Here is a 17,752-nt window from a genome sequence, read left to right on the forward strand (position 1 = left end):
GGCTGCCGAAGCAGGCTCAGGCCATGCGGGCGTCGGCGCGGATGTCGGGCATCTGGTCGATACGCTTGCCGAACCAGCCTATGCGCTCGGTCTGGCGCACGTCCAGCCTGGGCACGTAGGGCTTGATGTCGAGCACGGGCGTGCCGTCCAGCATGTCGTTGCCCAGGAAATGCAGCAGCAGTCCTTCGCGCCGCACCAGACGCACGATGGACAGGCCCAGCCGGTTGGGCCGCGCGGGGGCGCGTGTGGCGAACACGCCGTGGCTGCGGTCGTCCATGAAGGGCACGACTTCCAGCTTTTCCACGGCCTGGTGCAGGTGGGTGATGAGGATCAGGTAGTCAAAGCCTTCGATGTCGCGCAGCCCGGCCTCGAACTCGGGCAGCAGCTCCACGCGGCCTGCCTCGTCGGCCGCGCCTGCCGTCTGTATGGGCATGCCCACCGGATCGGTGAAGCGGCTGCGCACATGGCCGATGGGGCGGCAGCCTATGCCTTGCGCGGCGGCATCGCTCATGCGCTGGCGGTGCCCTGGGGATTGAGCAGGCGCGTCAGCGCTGCGATATCGGCCGCAGCCGCCATGCGCGACGTGGTTTCTATGGAGCGGTAATGCCTGACGATGGCCTCGCCCGTGGCCGTGAGCGAGGCGCCGCCGCCATGGGCGCCGCCTGCGCTGGTGTTGACGGCCGGCGTCTGCAGCGCGCGGTTCATCTCGTCCACGAGCACCCAGGCGCGCCGGTACGACATGCCCAGCGAGCGGGCTGCGGCCGAGATGGAGCCCGCCTCGGCGATGGATTCGAGCAACTGCACCTTGCCGGGTCCGATGGCAATGGTGCTGTCGTTGTATACGCGCAGGCGGAACTGGACTTTGGAGGACATGGGAGAAGGGCTGGGCACGGCAAAAGCGGGTTAACGGCGAAGGTTAAGCGAAATCAACGGTCTGCGCCGCGATGGGGCTAAGGGGAAATACGCAATGCATGGCCTGCTACAGCGGGGCGGGTCATATGCGCTGTGCGCCGCCGCCGTTCGCAACGGCTGTGGCCCTCATGGTACTGATGGCTCGCACGGTCGGCGTTGCCACTCTTGCCAGACTGCACGCTGGCCCAAGCCCCGGCTCACATAGGCGCGCGGTGATCATGGTCTTGCTGGCCAGCGCCTGGGGACGGCCGTTCGTGGCGTTCCCAGGGCGCGCTGCAGCTGAAGGCCGGGCAGGCCTTCCTACTTCTTGCCGGCGTCTGCCAGCAGGCGCTGGCATTGCGCATCTTCCTCGGCAGCCGGCACCGTCAGCGGCACCAGGGCCAGGGCGGCGGGTGCCACCACGGCGGCGGCCACGGCCGCGCCCGCACGCAGCAGCAGCGGGCCGGGCTCCACGCCCACCTTGGGGTTGGCGAAGCTGCCGCGCACATACAGGGGCGTGCGCAGCGAGAAGAACTTCCACTTCAGCGATTCGGGCTTGATGTGCAGATCCATGGTCTCCTGCGCCAGGCTGATCTGGCCTGTGGCCTCCACGATCGCCTCCGGCGTCGCCAACTTGACGTTGCGCGTGCGTGCCAGGCCGTTCTGCACGGACAGGTCGGCCACGGCGCAGTTGAGCTGGACTTCCTTGTCGGCACCGAACAGCTTGGTCACCACCACGCTGCCCAGGTTGAGCGCGGCCAGGTCCAGCAGTTGCTTGCTGAAGCGCCCGTCGCGCACATACAGGCGCATGTCGCCGGAGCTGGTGCCCAGCCATTCGGCCATGGACTGGCCTCGGCCCTGCAGGGCGATGGCGCCATCCATGCTGCCCAGGCTTTTCTTCATCAATTCGATCTCGGGGAACAGGGCCGACAGCTGCAGCCCCTGGACCTTGCCCTGGAGGTTGGCCTTGGGCGGCTTGGCGCCGCTGTCCACCATGGCCTGCAGGTCCAGCTTGCCCTTGGCCATGCCGAAGCGCAGCGGCGCCAGGCGCAGCACACCGTTGTCCATGACGGCATGTACGCTGAAGTTCTCGATGGGCAGGGCCTGGGGACGCTCGATGCGGTCACTCTGGAAGTGCACATCCATATCCATGGCATTCCACTTGCTCGTGTCGAAGCGCTGCGTGGGCAGGGTCTTGCCGCTGGCCGCCTGCCGGCTTTTCTGGTCCTGCCTGGTGGACGGTGCTCCTACCACCGGCCCCAGGTCGGCCAGGCGCAGCTTGCGCGAGGCCAGCTCGCCGCTGAGCTTGGGCCGGGGCTTGCCGGATGCGTAATGCAGCGAGCCGCGCAGATCGCTCTGGCCCACGCGGCCCTCGAAGTTTTCGTAGTCCCACTCGGCGCGGCCGGGCTGCAGGCTGCCGACCAGATGGCCGTTGGTGTCGAAGGGCGGTGTACGCGGCAGCAGCAGGCCGGTCAGTGGGAACAGGTCGGCCATGCTGGAGCCGCGCAGGTGCACCTGCAGGTCCATGCCCTTGAGTGCCCTGGGATTGTCGAGAATGCCCTCGGCCCGTGCGCGCAGGCTGCCCGCATGGGCCCACAGCTTGACCGGAAAGCGTGCCTGCTCGCTTTGCAGGTCCAGCACGGGGCCGATGAGGCCCTGGGCCTCGACCGTGGCCTTGGCGATGCGGCCGGTCAGGCCGACGCGCATGCCATACGGAAAGTCTGGACTGGGCGGCCGTACAAGGCTGTCCAGGCGTGCGCGCACTGCCATCTGGCGCACGCCATCGCTCCAGCCCACCAGGCCGCCGCGCAGGCTCAATTGCGTCACTTGGAAGCGCCAGCGCGGACCGGTGGACTCGGGGCGCTTGAAAGTCCAGTTGTTGCTGCCGTCCTTGCGCCGTGCAAAGACCAGGTCAGGCCCTTCGAGCTGCAGATGGTCCAGCAGCACGTGCCGGCCCAGCAGCGGCCACAGCCGCAGGCTGGCCGTGGCGCGGGCTGCCGTGGCCATGGTGGCGGCGTCGCGCGGGGGAGGGGCCATTTTTTCGTCGGCCAGGACGATGCTGTCGCTGTCGATACTGGGCGCGGAAGGGCTGGCCTGCGAGTCCTTGTCCTTGCCTTCGTCCTTGCCCTTGTCCTTCGCCTTTCCCCTGGGCTGTTCCTTGGCTTTCTCCTCGGGCAGGCGGCCCTTGTTCAACTGGTCGGGCGGCGCAGGCAGGGCAGGCAGCTCGCCACTGCCCTTGGCCGGCTCCTGCTCCACCTGCCAGCCTTCGGGCTGGCCCAGCGTCAGCTGCTCGGCCTGGACGGTGACGCCAGGAATCCAGTGACGCCAGCCCTGGTCCAGCGGCTGGGGCCAGTTCCATTGCACCCGCAGGTCGCCTTCAATCGCGAAATGCCGGCCGGTGCTTTCACTGACCCGCTCATTGATCCAGGGCTTGGCGCGGTTCCAGTCATAGGTGGCAATCAGGACCACGACCAGCGCCAGCAGCAGCACCAGGGCCGAGACCATCCACACGAGGATGCGCAGCCAGCGGCGGCGCGGCGGGCGGGGTGTGGGCTTGGAGGCCGGCGTGGGGGAGCTGTCGGTCGCTGTGTCGGTCATGGCGCAGGGGGCCGCTAAATGGAGTTCGGTCCATCCTAGCGCCGCAAAACCGCTTGCCAAGGTCCGGGACGCGCTGGCGGGCAGCCGGCAGGCCCGCATACAGGAGATTGGCCTACAGCGCGGCCTGCCGCGGCAAAAGCGCTGTCATCACCGTGTCTCCTGGCCCTGGCGCAGCCGGGTGGATGCCAGGGCGGCCACCACCAGCAGGCCCGCCATGATGAACAGGCCGTTGCGCGTGCTGCCCGTGGCCTGTTCGATCATCCCCATCACGGTGGGGCCGATGAAGCCGCCCACCAGTCCGCAGGTATTGACCAGGGCAATGCCGCCCGCCAGCCCCGCGCCCGCCAGCCGCGAGGCCGGGAACAGGAAGACGACGGACTGCACCACGAAGAACATCAGCGCCGTGAGGCTGAAGCCCAGCAGCCCCAGCGCGGGCGAGGCCTTGCCCGCCAGCGCCGCCAGCAGCAGGCCTGCAGCCATGGTGCCCAGGCCCGCCAGCAGCATGCGCCGGCAGCGCTGCGGGTGGGTGGCAAAGCGCGGCAGCCAGGCCGCACCGATGGCCGCTGCGATCCAGGGCACGGAGTTGAGCGTGCCGATCTGCAGCGGCGAGAGCTGGCCGTAGGTGCCGATGATGCCCGGCAAGAAGAAGATCACCGTGTAGATGCTGATCTGGTGGCAGAAGTAGACGAGGATGGCCAGCCAGATCTGGCGGTCGCGCAGGCAGTCCCTGAGCGAGTGGCCCACCTGGCCGGCGCTGGCCTGCTGGTCCTGCTCGGCCTGCAGGCGTTGCAGTACCTCGCGCGATTCGGCGGCCGTCAGCCAGGGCGCGCTGGCCGGGCCGTCGGGCAGCTTCTTCCAGACCACCCAGGCCAGGGCCACGGCGGGCAGGCCCTCGATCACGAACATCCACTGCCAGCCGTGCCAGCCCAGGAAACCGTCCATCTGCAGCAGCGCGCCGCCCACGGGGCCGCTGAGGATGTTGGCAATGCACACGCCCAGCAGGAAGTAGCCGATGGCGCGGGCCCGTTCCTCGCGGCCGAACCAGTAGGTCAGGTACAGCATCACGCCGGGGAACAGCCCCGCCTCGGCCGCGCCCAGCAGCACGCGCATCACGTAGAACGAGGTCTCTCCGGTGATGAAGGCCATGCCGGCCGACAGCAGGCCCCAGGTCACCATGATGCGGGTGATCCAGAACCGCGCGCCCACCCTGTGCATGATCAGGTTGCTGGGCACTTCCAGCAGGGCGTAGCTCAGGAAGAACAGCCCCGCGCCCAGGCCGTAGGCGGCCGCCGAGATGCCCAGGTCCACCTCGATGTGCGACTTGGCCAGCGCAATGTTGGTGCGGTCAATGAAGCTGATCACATAGGACAGCACCAGCAGCGGCATCAGCCTGCGGAAGATGCGGGCGTTGAGCGCCGCGCTGGCACTGCTGGCCGCATTGCCAGGAACTGGCGGCGGCGCATGGACGGAATGGCTGGACATGGTGCTTGTCTCCTTCAAGGCTTGGGGGGGCGTGGGGCGGAACTTCCAGGGGCCGGCCCGGCCTGCTGCAGCAGGCTCTGGTGCTATGTGCTGGATGGGGGAAAGGGGGCTCAGAAGGCCACGTTGGCCGCACCCTTGAGGCCCAGCATCCGGCGCGCCTCGTCAGGCGTGGCGACGTCGACATTCAGGGCCTCGAGCACGGTGCGGATGCGGCGCACCTGCTCGGCGCTGGAGGTGGCCAGCTGGCCCGGGCCTATCCACAGAGAGTCTTCCAGCCCCACGCGCACATGCGAGCCCATGGCCGCGCCCATGGTGGCCAGCGGCAGCTGGTTGCGCCCGGCGCCCAGGATGGACCACTGGTAGTTGCGGCCCAGCAGGCGGTCGGCCGTGCGGCGCATGTGCATCAGGTCCTCCGGGTGGCCGCCGATGCCGCCCAGGATGCCGAACACCGACTGCACGAACACGGGCCCCTGCACCAGACCCCGGTCCACGAAATGCGCCAGGTTGTGCAGGTGGCTGATGTCGTAGCACTCGAACTCGAAGCGCGTGCCCTGGGCCTGGCCCAGCCGCAGGATGCCTTCGATATCGGCAAAGGTGTTCTTGAAGACCAGGTTGCGGCTGTTTTCCAGGTGCTCGCGCTCCCAGCCGTGCTCCAGGTTCGGGAAGCGCTCCAGCATGGGGAACAGGCCGAAGTTCATCGAGCCCATGTTCAGCGAGGCCAGCTCGGGCTGGAACTCGGTCACGGGCCGCATGCGCTCTGGCACCGTCATGTGCGGACTGCCGCCCGTGGTGATGTTGATGATGGCATCGCTCTCGGCACGGATCGCCTTGAGAAAGGGGCGGAACAGCTCAGGGTCCTGCGAAGGGCGCCCGTCGCGGGGATCACGGGCATGCAGGTGCACGATGGCGGCGCCGGCCTCGGCGGCATCGATGGCTGCGCGCGCAATCTGCTCGGCCGTCACGGGCAGGTGGGGCGACATGCTGGGCGTGTGGATGGCGCCCGTGGGCGCGCAGGTGATGATGGCTTTGGTGCGGGTGGCCATGGAAGGTCCTTGCGAACGGTGAATAGTCGAGAGGAATAGAGGGGGGGAGAGGAGGAGAGGGCGCTCAGCTCAGCGCCTGGGTCAGGCCATCGACGGCCAGCTCCTGGCCCGTGACATGGCCGGCCAGCGGGCTGGCGGCAAACACGGCCATGTTGGCAATGTCGCGCGCCGTGGCCATGCGGCCCAGCGCGGCCTGGTGCGTGTAGCTGCGCGTGACGTCTTCCAGCGGCAGGCCGCGCGCCTGCGCCTTGGCGGCAATCACATCGCGGATGCGCGGGCCGTCCACGGCGCCCGGCAGGATGGCGTTCACCCGGATGCCGTCGGCGCCCAGCTCCAGCGCCAGCGACTTGGTCAGGCCGATCACCGCCCACTTGGACGCCGAATAGGCCGAGCGGCCCGGCATGCCCAGGTGGCCTGCCGCCGAAGACAGGTTGACGATGGCCGCCTGCCGGCCCTCGCGTGCCGATTGCCGAAGCCGGGGCACGGCCAGCCGCGTGCACAGGAAGGCGCCGGTGATGTTCACATCCAGCGTGCGCTGCCAGTCGGCCAGCTCCAGCGTCTCCACCGCGCCCGTGGGGCCGGCCACCCCGGCGTTGTTGACGAGGATGTCCAGGCCGCCCAACTCGTTGTCCACGGCCTTGAACAGGGCCTGCACCTGCAAGGCATCCGACACATCGGCAAGACGGCCGCTGGCGCCGGGCAGGGCGGCAGCCAGCGCATCCAGGCTGGCCTGGGCCACGTCACAGACCATGACGCGCGCGCCGGCCTCGGCAAAGGCGCGGCTGATTTCCAGGCCGATTCCGGCGGCGCCCGCCGTCACCAGGACGCGCTGGCCGGCCAGAAGATCGTTTTTCCACATGCGGGGACTCCTTGGGAACTCAAACAAAGGTGAAAGGGATTCGGGTTGGGTTTGGATTTTGTATCTGTGATCACAGATCAAATATGGTAAATACCCTATGAGGCATGACAGCGGCGGCGCCGCGCTACCATCGCCGCCATGGCCATCAACGAACTAGTCACCCCACTCAAACGGCAGACCCTCAGCAGCGATGTCTATGCACAGCTCAGGGAATTGCTGATCACGGGCCAGATGATTCCGGGCGAGCAGATCTCGCTGCGCACCACGGCCAGCGCGCTGGGCGTCAGCGTCATGCCCGTGCGCGAGGCCGTGCACCGGCTGGTGGCCGAGCAGGCGCTGGAACTCACGCCCAACCGCGCGCTGCGCGTGCCCTTGATGACGGAAAGCGCCTTCCGCGAGATCACCCGCATCCGCGTCAACCTCGAAGGCCTGGCCACGGAGCAGGCGGCCCGGCAACTGCCGGCCGCCGGGCTGGAACGCATCGCCGCACTGCAGGACCGCTTTGCGGCCGAGATGGCCAGTGCCTCGCCGGACGGCGCGCGGCTCATCGCCTTCAACAAGGATTTCCACTTCGCCGTCTACAGCGCGGCCGGCATGCCCATGCTGCTGCAGATGATCGAGGCGCTGTGGCTGCGCATAGGCCCCATCCTCAACCACGACATGCGCTCGGGCTCGCGCCGCGTGAGCGAACAGGTGGCGGTCGGCCACCATGCGCGCCTGGTCGAGGCGCTGCGGCGCGGCGATGCGCCCGCCGCCAAGGAGGCGCTGCGCGGCGACATCGAAAGCGCGGCCGACTACATTGTTTCGGCGGGCGTGCTGGTGACGGCGGACAGCGGGTTGAACGGCGTGAGTGGACTGAGCGGGCCAGCCTCGCCAGGTGAAGAAAGCCGGTGAGCTGCAGAGGAATGAAGTAAGGAAGTAAGATTTCCGTGTTTTCTCTGATTTGCAGGAGCCGGCCATGCTTGCCAAATTGACGTCGAAGAACCAGATCACCCTGCCCAAGGCCGTGGTGTCCGAAGTGGAGGCCACCGAGTATTTCGAGGTGGCCGTGGAAAACGGCCGCATCGTGCTCACGCCCGTGCACCTGCAGCGCGTCCAGCGCGCACAGGCCGTCCGCGACAAGCTGCAGCAGATGGGCATCACCGAAGAGGATGTGCAGGAGGCGACCTCCTGGGCGCGCAAATGATGCGTGTCGTCCTGGACACCAACGTCGTGCTCTCGGCATTGCTGTTCACGTCGGGCCGTCTTGCGTGGATACGCCGGGCCTGGCAGCACCAGCAGTTGAAGCCCCTGGTCTGCAGGGAAACGGCCAGCGAACTGCTGCGTGTGCTCGCCTACCCGAAGTTCAAGCTGTCAACGGCCGAGCAACAGGCCTTGCTGGAGGATTTCCTGCCCTGGGCCGATGTCGTCACACTGCCGCAGCCCTGGCCTGCATTGCCGTTGTGCCGGGACGACAAGGACCAGGTGTTCCTGGTGCTGGCGCATGTGGGCCGGGCCCGGGCGCTCATCGCGGGTGATGGCGATCTTCTGGCACTGCGCGACGAGTTTCCCGGCCTGATCGTGACGCCCGGTGAATGGGCTGCGCGGCAGGCGCTCTGAGGGCTGAAACACATGCACAACGCCCACGACCCCAAGGTTCTTCCCATACGCGACGGCGTCAGCCCCAGCTGCGTGGTGCTGCCCAGCCAGGGCGGCGGGTTGCTGATCGATTTTCTGGCCGAGCGCCTGCCGGCCGTGGCGCGCGAGGACTGGCTGCGGCGCATGGCGCAGGAAGAAGTGGTGGACGAGCACGGCCGTGCCGCCCATGCAGGCACGGCGTTTGCGCCGGGCCTGCGCTACTACTACTACCGCGAGCTGCAGGCCGAGCCGCCCATCCCCTTCGAGGCCGAGGTCATCCACCGCGACGCGCATCTGCTGGTGGCCGACAAGCCGCATTTCCTGCCCGTGGTGCCGGCCGGCAGGTACCTGCAGCAGACGCTGCTGGTGCGGCTCAAGCGCGAGTTCGACCTGCCCGAGCTGTCGCCCATCCACCGCATCGACCGCGACACGGCGGGGCTGGTGGTGTTTTCGGTGCAGCGCGCCACGCGCGGCATCTACCAGGCGCTGTTCCGCGACCGCGCCATACACAAAACCTACGAGGCCGTGGCCCCCTGGCGCGAGGACGTGGTTTTCCCGCGCACGCATGAAAGCCGCATGGAGGAAAGCGGCCATTTCTTTCGCATGCACGAGGTGGCCGGCACGCCCAACACCCGCACCCACATGCAGGTGCTGGAGCAGCGCGGCCCCTGGGCGCGCTACCGGCTGGAGCCCGAAAGCGGCAAGCGCCACCAGCTGCGCGTGCACATGGCCGCCCTGGGCCTGCCGCTGTGGGGCGACGGCTTCTATCCCGAAGTGCATGACTTGCCCGAGGGCGACTACTCGCGCCCACTGCAGCTGCTGGCGCGCAGCCTGGCCTTCACCGATCCTCTGGACGGCCAGTCGCGGCGCTTTGACAGCCGCCGCCAGCTGCTGCCGCTGACCGACCTGTAGAGGCTTTCCACTGCCGGAAACCGTTGGTTTTTTGCCCATGGCCCCGCCATGGGATAGGCCGGTTGCGGACATTTAACGGACAACTTTGTCCGATAATTGTCCGCATGACTTCCAAAAGACCCAGTGCCGATATCCGCCGCGCCCAGCTGCTGGACGCGGCCGATGCCGTGTTTTCCGAGCATGGCGTGACCGCGCCGCTGGACCTGGTGGTCGAGCGCGCCGAGGTCGGCCGCGCCACGCTGTACCGGCAGTTTCCTGACCGGCGTGCGCTGATGCTGGCGCTGCTGGAGCGTTCGCTGGACAGCATGCGCAGCGCGGCCGAAGCCATGGCCGAGGACGACGATGCCTTCTACAAGCTGCTGTCGCGCCTGGCCGAGCGCATTGCGGTCTCGGCCCCCATCACCGATTACTGGCGCACCGTGGAGCGCGGCGACGAGGTCATCGCCCAGGCCCGCGTTGCCATGTGGCAGATCTTTCGGCCGGCCATGGACCGGGCCGTGGCCTGTGGCCATTGCCGCCAGCCGCTGACGCAGGCCGAGCTGTCCCTGGTCTTCGGCATGCTGGGCGCCTCGCTGCGCGGCGAGACGCCGCAGCAGCGCCGCACCCTGGCGCGCAAGGCGCTGCAGATCGTCTGGCAAGGCCTGAAGGCCTGACATGGCCACCACACCCACTCCACCGGGGCCCGTGCTGCCCCCGTCGCCCCCCGTCGTCTACCTCAAGCCCCCGCCGGACTGGGAAGAGCATGAAAAGCCCAGCCTGCCGGGCTCGCCGTCCATGCCGCTGCACCAGCCGGCCGTGCGCGCCGCCTATGGCCTGATCGCCGTGCTGGTGGCGCTGACGGGTGGCCTGGGCAATGCACTGTTCACGGCCAACCTGCCCACCATCCAGGGGCAGATGGGGCTGACGTCTTCCGAGGCCGCCTGGCTGACAGGCGCCTACGTCATGCTCAACATGACGGCCAACCTGCTGGTCTACAAGTTCCGCCAGCAGTTCGGCATGCGGCTGTTCGCCGAGATCGGCCTGGGCCTGTATGCGCTGCTGACGCTGCTGCACCTGGTGCTGGGCAGCTACACCAGCCTGCTCATGCTGCGCGCGGCCAGCGGCCTGGCGGGCGCCACCTGCAGCACGCTGGGCACGCTCTACATGCTGCAGGCCGCGCCGCGCAAGCATGTGCTCAAGATGCTGGTGATCGGCGTGGGGCTGGGGCAGATCGCCACGCCGCTGGCCTGGATCCTGTCGCCGGGCCTGCTGTTCAACAGCGAGTGGCACAACCTCTATCTGTTTGAGGCCGGCCTGGCCCTGATCTCGTTCGCGGGCGTGGTGGTGCTCAAGCTGCCGCCGGGCGTGCATATCCGCAGCTTCGAGCGGCTGGACTTCCTGACCTTCTTCCTCATGGTGCCCGGCGTGGGCCTGCTGATCTCCGTGCTGGTGCAGGGCTACAACCACTGGTGGCTGGACACGCCCTGGCTGGCCTGGATGCTGATCGGCTCCATCGTCCTGCTGAGCGTGGCGCTCTACATCGAGCACCACCGCCGCAACCCCATGCTGCAGACGCGCTGGTTCGTGCTGGCGCCCACGGTGCGCTTCGTGATCGGTGCGCTGCTGCTGCGCTTTCTGACCACCGAGCAGACCTATGGCGTGATCGGCATGCAGCGCATGCTGGGCATGACGGTGGACCAGATGCAGCCGCTGTTCATCGTCATCCTGCTGGGCACCATCGCAGGCATTGCCGTGTCGGCGCTGACCTTCGGGCTGGAGAACATGGGCAAGCAGATCGTGGGCTCCATCGTGCTGTTCGCGCTGGCGGCCTGGCTGGACCACAGCCGCACCAGCCTGGCCCGGCCCGAGGACTTCTTCGGCAGCCAGTTCCTCATGGCCGTGGGCGCGGGCCTGTTCATGGGGCCGCTGATGCTGATCGGCGTGGTGCAGGGCCTGAAGTTCGGCGCGCACTACATGCTGACGGCCATCGTCACCATCTCCATGACGCAGGCCATGGGCGCGCTCATGGGCTCGGCCCTGCTGAGCACCTATCAGATGCACCGCGAGCAGGTGTATTCGGCCGCCATCGTGGCCGACGTCGATCCCACCGACCCCATCGTGGCCGACCGCCTGCGCCTGCAGCAGCAAAGCCTGGCCCGCGTCATCGCCGACCCGGCCCTGCGTGCGGCCCAGGGCACGGCCCAGCTGGCGCAGGCCGCACGCCGCGAGGCCAATGTGCGCGCCTACAACGACGTGTTCGCCCTCACGGCCGGCGTGGCCGTGCTCTACCTGCTGTGGATGCTGGCCCTGGCCGGCCGCGCACGCCAGCGCGCCTTCGTGGAGCGCATGCGCGCCGCCGCTGCCGATGCCTCGGCCATGCGCGGCACCGATGCCGCCGCGCCGCAGGACGCGCCGGGCCAGCCGCCTACCCAACCCGTCGCCCGCGCCTGAAACCGTTCGCCCAGAGAAAAGACAACAACATGAGTGACTCCGAAAATTCCAATGGCGGCACGGCCGCCTCTGCCTCGCCTGCGCCGGCTCCCGCTGCGGCGCCATCGCCATCGCCATCGCCATTGCCATCGCCATCGCCCAAGCTCATCAAGCCCTCGCTGCGCAGCGTGCTGGTGATGCTGGTGGTCGCACTGGCAGGCGTGCTGCTGGTGCTGCGTGCCTGGAACCTGTTCCCCTTCGCGGGCACCGTGGTCAGCACCGACAACGCCTATGTGCGCGGCGCCGTCACCGTGCTCGCGCCCCAGGTCAGCGGCTATGTGACCGAGGTGCTGGTGCAGGACTACGAGAACGTCAAGGCCGGCCAGCCCCTGGTGCGCATTGACGCCCGCACCTACGAAGCCGCCCAGGCCCAGGCGCAGGCCCAGCTGGCCAATGCCCGCGCACAGCTGGCCAATGCCGACCAGACCCAGGCCCAGAACCGCGCCACGCTGGGCGCCAGCCGCGCCGGCCTGGCGGCGGCGCAGGCCGAATCCGACCGCGCCGCAGCCGAGCTGCAGCGCGTGCAGGCGCTGTCCGAGCGCGGCTCCGTCTCGCTCAACGAGCGCGACAAGGTGCGTGCCACCGCGCGCCTGGCGGCCACCAACGTGGCCAAGGCCCAGGCCGACATCGAGATCAACGCCCAGAAGATCAAGGCGACGACGGTGAACCGCGCCTCGCTCGAAGCCCAGGTCCAGATGGCCGAGGCGCAGTTGCGCCAGGCCCAGATCAACCTGGACAACACCGTGGTGCACGCGCCCGGCGATGGCCAGGTCAGCGAAGTCGGCGTGCGCCGGGGCCAGTACGTCACGGCCGGCTCCCAGCTCATGTACGTGGTGCCGCACACGCTGTGGGTGGTGGCCAACTTCAAGGAGACCCAGACCGCCCGGGTGCGCATAGGCCAGGCTGTGCGCTTCAGCGTCGATGCGCTGGGCGGCGCCCACCTCACGGGCCGCGTGCTGGAGATCGCGCCGGCCACGGGCTCGGAATTCAGCGTGCTCAAGGCCGACAACGCCACGGGCAACTTCACCAAGGTCGTGCAGCGCCTGCCGGTCAAGATTGCAATCGATCCCGACCAGGAGCTGGCCGCGCGGCTGCGCGCGGGCATGTCGGTGGTGGTGCGGCTGGATACGGCGCAGCCTGAGCCCCAACCCGCACGGCAACCCGCACAGCAACCCGCACGGCAGCCCGCACCCCAACCGGAGGCCCGCCCATGACCGCCCGCGCACTGGCCATGGCCATCGCCTGCGCCGCCGCGCTGGCCGGCTGCAGCGTGCCGCCGCTGAGCACCGCGCCTGAAGCGGCCCGGCCCGCCATGCCCGCCCAGTGGAGCGGGGCAGGGCAGGAGCCTGCCGCCGCCGTCCAGGCATCGTGGTGGCAGGCCTTTGGCGATCCGCTGCTCACGCGCTGGATGGAACTGGCCCAGTCCCGCAACAACGATGTGCTGCTGGCCCTGTCGCGCGTGGATGAGGCGCGGGCCAACCTGGATGTGGCAGGCGCTGCGGGCCTGCCCCAGCTCTCGGCCACGGCCGGCGCCTCCACGGGCCGCAGCCTGGGCGCGCGGGGCCTGGCGCACACGCGCTCGGTTCAGCCCGGCCTGCAGGCCAGCTGGGAGCCTGATCTGTGGGGCCGCATCGCCCATCTGGAAAAGGCCGCCGCCCTGCGCCTGCAGGCCAGCGAGGCCGACCGCGACGCCGTGGCCCTGGCCGTGGCGGCCACCACGGCCCAGGCCTATGTGGGCCTGCGCTCGCTGCAATCGCAGCTGCAAGTGGCCCAGGCCACGGCCCGCTCGCGCGAACAGGCCCTGCGCCTGGCCGACGAGCAGGCGCGCGTCGGCTACACCTCGCAGCTGCAGCTCACCCAGGCCCAGGCCGAGCTGCAGGGCGTGCAGCAGGCCGTGGAGCAGCTGGAGCTGTCGCTGGCGCGCCAGCGCACGGCGCTCCTGCTGCTGGCCGGCGGCGAGGGTGACGAGCAGGCCGCCGCGCTCATGGCAACAACCGACGGCCAGTCCGCTGCGCTGGGCGCACCGCCGCCTGCGCCGGCCGCCGGCCTGCCTTCGGCCTTGCTGCAGCGCCGCCCCGACATTGCACGGGCGCAGCTGCAGCTGGCGGCCGCCGACGAAAGCCTGGCCGTGCAGCGCACCGCCTTCCTGCCCCAGGTCTCGCTGACGGCCAGCGCCGGCAGCCTGCTGGTCAATGCCCTGCAATACCACCCGGCCACGGTCTGGGCCCTGGGCGGCAGCGTGCTGGCGCCGCTGTTCACGGGCGGGCGGCTGCAGGGCCAGTTCGACGCCGTGACCGCCCAGCGCGACCAGGCCGCCTATGCCTATCGGGGCGTGGTGATCAAGGCCCTGGCCGATGTGGAAAACGCCCTGGTCGGCACCCGGCGCCTGCAGTCGCAGTGGCAGCACGCCAGCGAGCGCGAGGCGGTGCTGCAGCGCTCCCTGGGCTTTGCCAAGGACCGCTACGAGGCCGGCTACGCCAGCTACCTGGAAGAGCTGGACGCCCAGCGCAATCTCTACCAGGCCCAGCAGGAAGTCATACGCCTGCGCCAGAGCCAGCTGGAAAACGCCATTGCGCTGTACCAGGCGCTGGGCGGCGGCTGGCAGGCCGACGCTGCACCAGTCGCTGCACCTGTCGCTGCACCTGTCGCCAGCCCCGCCCGCTGATCAGACCTTCTCGATGCGCGCAGGCAGCCCCTGGCGCACCGCGGCGCCGGACACCCAGTCCACCCACACGTTTTTGCAGCCGGGCCGCGTGGGATCGGCAAAGCCCAGGTCGTTGAGGTTCACGCCATTGGCATGCTCGGCGTTCACCGGCATGGGCTGGCCGTCGATGCTGTGGCGGCCCGCGCCCAGCTCGCGGTGGCCGTAGCCGTGCTCGATGGCCACGGTCCCCGGCATCACGCCGTCGCGCACCATGGCCACGGCCGTCACCGCGCCGCCCGGCGTGCGGATGCGCACCGTGTCGCCGTTGGCGATGCCCAGCCGCTCGGCGTCATCGCGGTGCAGGGACACCGGGTTGTGCGGATGCACCTGGCGCAGCCGCGAGACGGCAATCGACATGGAACTCATCAGGTTGGACTTGTACGAGGTCAGCAGCAGCGGCCATTGCTGCTCGCCGAAATGCGTGCGCATGGCGCTGCCGTCGGCCAGCCGCGCCGGATACCAGGTGGGGCAGCCGCTGTAGCGCTCGCCCGTCATGGCGTGGCGCATGCGGGCCAGCTCCTCGCTCCACACTTGCAGGGCAGGCGCGTGGGCCTTGCGGGTGTGGCCGTCCTTCCAGGCGTCCTCGATGCGGTCGAAGCGCCCGCCGCGCGTCAGCAGCATGGCCACCTGGCGCCATTCATCGTCCTTCAGGCGCTGGCGCAGCGCGGGCACCAGCCTGTCCACGCCGGTGATGGCGATGTCGTCATCGCTGGCCGCCGGCACGGGCTTGCCGCCTGCCCAGGCCACGTTGGCCAGGGCGTGGATGTAGAAGTCCTCGGCCGAGCGCAGCGCATGGGGCTGGCCCTGGGCGTCCTTGATGGCGGCCTCGCCAAAGCCCGGCAGGCCCAGCCGTTCTGCCACGGCGAAGAGAAAGCTCTCCACATTCACGGGCTGGCCGCCGGCCGTGCGCGCCACGGCGGGCTGCACCACGGGCCAGCGCACGGTGGAGCTTTTGGCCACCACGTCGGCCCAGGGCGCCGAGATGCCCCAGCTCTCGTAGGTCACGGTATCGGGCACGATGAAATCGGCCAGCGCGCTGGTCTCGTTGATGAAGGGGTCGATGGAGACGATCAGCGGCAGCTTCTTCGGGTCCTTGAGATCGTCCACCAGCGCATTGCGAAAGCCCGCAATGCCGTAGACGGGGTTGCTCATGTGGTTGATCCAGGCCTTGGCGCGATAGGGGTAGCCGGCCAGCGCGCTGGCCAGCATCTCGCTGGACAGGCCGCCCACGGCCGGGTACCACGGGGCCTGGGCGGCGGGGTAGTCCTTCGCGCCCTCGGGCTGGCCCTCGCGCTTGCGCTGGAATTCCGCGCTTTTCTCGTAGGGCTGGCGGTGGCGTGACAGCGCCAGGCCGCGCGGCTTGACCTTGCCGTCGAAGTTGGCGAAGTCGTAGCGCGGGCCCGGGCCGAAGGGGCCGAACGGGCCGGCATCCAGCACCAGGCCGCCCTGCACGTTGAGGTTGCCCACCAGGGTGTTGAGCATGCTGATGGCGTAGGCGGTGTAGAAGCCCGCGCCGCTCATGGTGCCGCCATGCGCATCGGCCACGGCGCGCTTGCCATGGCTGGTGAACTCGCGCGCCAGCGCCTCGATCTCGCCGCGCGCCACGCCGCACAGCGCCGCGTATTCGTCCAGTGTCTTGAGGCTGGCCTGCTCATGCAGCTTGGCCAGCGAGGAGCAGACCGACAGCTCGGGGGCCTGGTCCGCGCCTTCTGCCTTCAGGCCGGGCACGGCCACGCGGGTGCGCACCATCAGCTGTGCAGGCTCGGCCTGGGTGTGCGGCGCCAGGCGGCCATCGGCACGCTGCACCACGAACACATCCTGGGCCGGCTTGCCGTCTTCGGCTGGCGCGGGCAGGGCCCAGCCCAGGTCGGCGCCGCGCAGAAAGCTGCCGTGGCGCGGGTGGCCGGGCTCGTTGACCAGCAGGTGCGTGGCATTGCTCCAGGACGCCTCGCCCGCCGCCTGCATGGCGGCCGGGCCGGGCTGGGCGAGAAAGCCCGTGTCATGGCGCGCCTCGTCCAGGATGACGCGGATCAGCGCCATGGCCAGGGCCAGGTCGCTGGCCGGCTTGACGGCCAGCCAGCGGTTGCCGCTGCCCGCAGCCAGGCTGGACGAGGTCGGCAGCACGGGCGAGACCACCACGTAGCGGAACCGGTTGTCCTCGCGCGAGCGGGCCTCGGCCAGTTCGCGGCCCTGGCGCTGGAAGGGGTTGCCGGACTGTGCGGGCGCCGCGCCGATGAACAGGCCGAAGCTGGCATGGCTCCAGTCCGGCTTGCCGTGCGGCATGCCGGGCAGATCGCCCAGGGCCGCTGCCGCACCCACGCGAAAACTCTGGCCGCAGTAGGCGCCGTGGTTGCTGACGTTCACGGTGCCGAAGGACGGCCCCGCAAAGCGGCGCAGCAGCTGGGCGCGGCCTTCGTTGGAGGCGTCGGTCACCAGCAACTGGTTGGAGCGCGGGCCGAACTCGGGGTTGTCGGCGTCCAGCGGCGTCCTGGTGTCCCAGATGGCGCGCAGGCCATCGACCTGGCCTTCGCCGAACAGATCGCCGCCCTCGCAGACTTCCTGCACCAGCTGCTCGAAGGAAATGCTCTGCCAGCGGCCGCTGCCGCGCGGGCCCACGCGCTTGAGCGGGGTGAGCACGCGGTGCGGTGCACTCTGGTGCTCCAGCATGGACGAGCCGCGCGCGCAGGACGTGGCCCGGCCCTCCAGGCCCAGCTCCTTGCCCAGCTTGGCGTAGACCTCGCGCACGGGTTCTTCCATGGCGGCCGGGCGCGTGGTGGCCAGCGGGTGGTAGGGGTTGCCTGCCACGCGCAGGATGCGGTTGCTGGCGGTATCGACACGCACGCGCACGCCGCACTGCGTCCAGCAGCCCAGGCAGCTGGACGGGCTGACCACCTGGCCGGGCTGGGTGGCGAGCGCGCCCGTGGCCGGGTCGATGCGGAACTCCGGCGTCAGCGAATTGCCGCGCGTGGCGCTGGCCGTGGGCGTGCCCGAGCTGCCTGTCACCAGGCCCTTGGCGCCACGTGCCAGCGTCTCGCCGTAGCCGGCCGCAAAGGCGGCCAGCCCACCGGCGGTGAGTCCGCCGCGCAGCAGCAGGCGGCGGCGTGTGGCCTCGGCATCCAGGGAATCTTCGGGAGCTTGGGGGAGTTTCTTCTTGTCGGTCATGAAAGGCTTTCTGTG

The 17,752-nt window shown here is 69.5% G+C and carries 15 protein-coding genes; 8 read left to right on the plus strand and 7 right to left on the minus strand.

Annotated features, from left to right (window positions below):
- Positions 1 to 16: 16 nt before the first annotated feature.
- From tsaA to AC5I49_RS12135, 6 genes are all read right to left on the minus strand, one after another.
- A complete protein-coding gene (gene tsaA / locus AC5I49_RS12110) occupies positions 17 to 511 on the minus strand; it encodes a tRNA (N6-threonylcarbamoyladenosine(37)-N6)-methyltransferase TrmO (RefSeq protein WP_046241890.1) in 495 nt (164 codons plus the stop codon).
- The gene (locus AC5I49_RS12115) at positions 508 to 873 is read right to left on the minus strand and encodes a winged helix-turn-helix domain-containing protein (protein WP_016446251.1); all 366 of its coding nucleotides are present in this window, start codon (positions 871 to 873) and stop codon (positions 508 to 510) included. Before AC5I49_RS12115 ends, tsaA begins: the two co-directional genes overlap by 4 nt.
- 339 nt (positions 874 to 1,212) lie before the next feature.
- Positions 1,213 to 3,489, minus strand: a complete 2,277-nt coding sequence (locus AC5I49_RS12120) for an AsmA family protein (RefSeq protein WP_495789407.1) — start codon at positions 3,487 to 3,489, stop codon at positions 1,213 to 1,215.
- Between the two features lie 147 nt (positions 3,490 to 3,636).
- On the minus strand, positions 3,637 to 4,971 hold the full coding sequence (locus AC5I49_RS12125) for an MFS transporter (protein WP_495789408.1): 1,335 nt from the start codon (positions 4,969 to 4,971) through the stop codon (positions 3,637 to 3,639).
- A gap of 110 nt (positions 4,972 to 5,081) precedes the next feature.
- Positions 5,082 to 6,014 (minus strand): 3,5-dioxohexanoate:acetyl-CoA acetone transferase, encoded by a 933-nt coding sequence (kce, locus tag AC5I49_RS12130; RefSeq protein ID WP_495789409.1) that lies wholly within the window; start codon positions 6,012 to 6,014, stop codon positions 5,082 to 5,084.
- 64 nt (positions 6,015 to 6,078) lie between these two features.
- Positions 6,079 to 6,873, minus strand: coding sequence for an SDR family oxidoreductase (locus AC5I49_RS12135; protein WP_047327423.1), 795 nt, complete (start codon positions 6,871 to 6,873; stop codon positions 6,079 to 6,081).
- 138 nt (positions 6,874 to 7,011) lie between these two features.
- Here AC5I49_RS12135 and AC5I49_RS12140 point away from each other — a divergent pair, with 138 nt between their 5' ends.
- The 8 genes from AC5I49_RS12140 (at position 7,012) to AC5I49_RS12175 (ending at position 14,536) form a co-directional block, all read left to right on the plus strand.
- Positions 7,012 to 7,767, plus strand: a complete 756-nt coding sequence (locus AC5I49_RS12140) for a GntR family transcriptional regulator (RefSeq protein ID WP_017403845.1) — start codon at positions 7,012 to 7,014, stop codon at positions 7,765 to 7,767.
- A gap of 64 nt (positions 7,768 to 7,831) precedes the next feature.
- Positions 7,832 to 8,059, plus strand: coding sequence for an AbrB/MazE/SpoVT family DNA-binding domain-containing protein (locus tag AC5I49_RS12145; RefSeq protein ID WP_016446243.1), 228 nt, complete (start codon positions 7,832 to 7,834; stop codon positions 8,057 to 8,059).
- On the plus strand, positions 8,056 to 8,472 hold the full coding sequence (locus AC5I49_RS12150; protein WP_495789410.1) for a putative toxin-antitoxin system toxin component, PIN family: 417 nt from the start codon (positions 8,056 to 8,058) through the stop codon (positions 8,470 to 8,472). The genes AC5I49_RS12145 and AC5I49_RS12150 overlap by 4 nt, the downstream gene beginning before the upstream one ends.
- Before the next feature lie 12 nt (positions 8,473 to 8,484).
- Positions 8,485 to 9,402, plus strand: a complete 918-nt coding sequence (locus tag AC5I49_RS12155; RefSeq protein WP_495789411.1) for a pseudouridine synthase — start codon at positions 8,485 to 8,487, stop codon at positions 9,400 to 9,402.
- 104 nt (positions 9,403 to 9,506) lie between these two features.
- Complete coding sequence (locus AC5I49_RS12160) at positions 9,507 to 10,055, plus strand: TetR/AcrR family transcriptional regulator (protein ID WP_016446240.1); 549 nt, start codon at positions 9,507 to 9,509, stop codon at positions 10,053 to 10,055.
- 1 nt (position 10,056) lies between these two features.
- Positions 10,057 to 11,832 (plus strand): MFS transporter, encoded by a 1,776-nt coding sequence (locus AC5I49_RS12165; protein ID WP_034366017.1) that lies wholly within the window; start codon positions 10,057 to 10,059, stop codon positions 11,830 to 11,832.
- 29 nt (positions 11,833 to 11,861) lie between these two features.
- Positions 11,862 to 13,085 carry an HlyD family secretion protein gene (locus AC5I49_RS12170; protein ID WP_495789412.1) on the plus strand — a complete coding sequence of 408 codons (1,224 nt, stop codon included), beginning with the start codon at positions 11,862 to 11,864 and terminating at the stop codon, positions 13,083 to 13,085.
- A complete protein-coding gene (locus tag AC5I49_RS12175; RefSeq protein ID WP_495789413.1) occupies positions 13,082 to 14,536 on the plus strand; it encodes an efflux transporter outer membrane subunit in 1,455 nt (484 codons plus the stop codon). Before AC5I49_RS12170 ends, AC5I49_RS12175 begins: the two co-directional genes overlap by 4 nt.
- Here the strand turns inward: AC5I49_RS12175 and AC5I49_RS12180 are convergent, their stop codons facing one another.
- The gene (locus tag AC5I49_RS12180; RefSeq protein WP_495789414.1) at positions 14,537 to 17,737 is read right to left on the minus strand and encodes a tetrathionate reductase subunit A; all 3,201 of its coding nucleotides are present in this window, start codon (positions 17,735 to 17,737) and stop codon (positions 14,537 to 14,539) included.
- Between the last annotated feature and the right edge of the window lie 15 nt (positions 17,738 to 17,752).

Source organism: Delftia sp. (assembly GCF_059499305.1).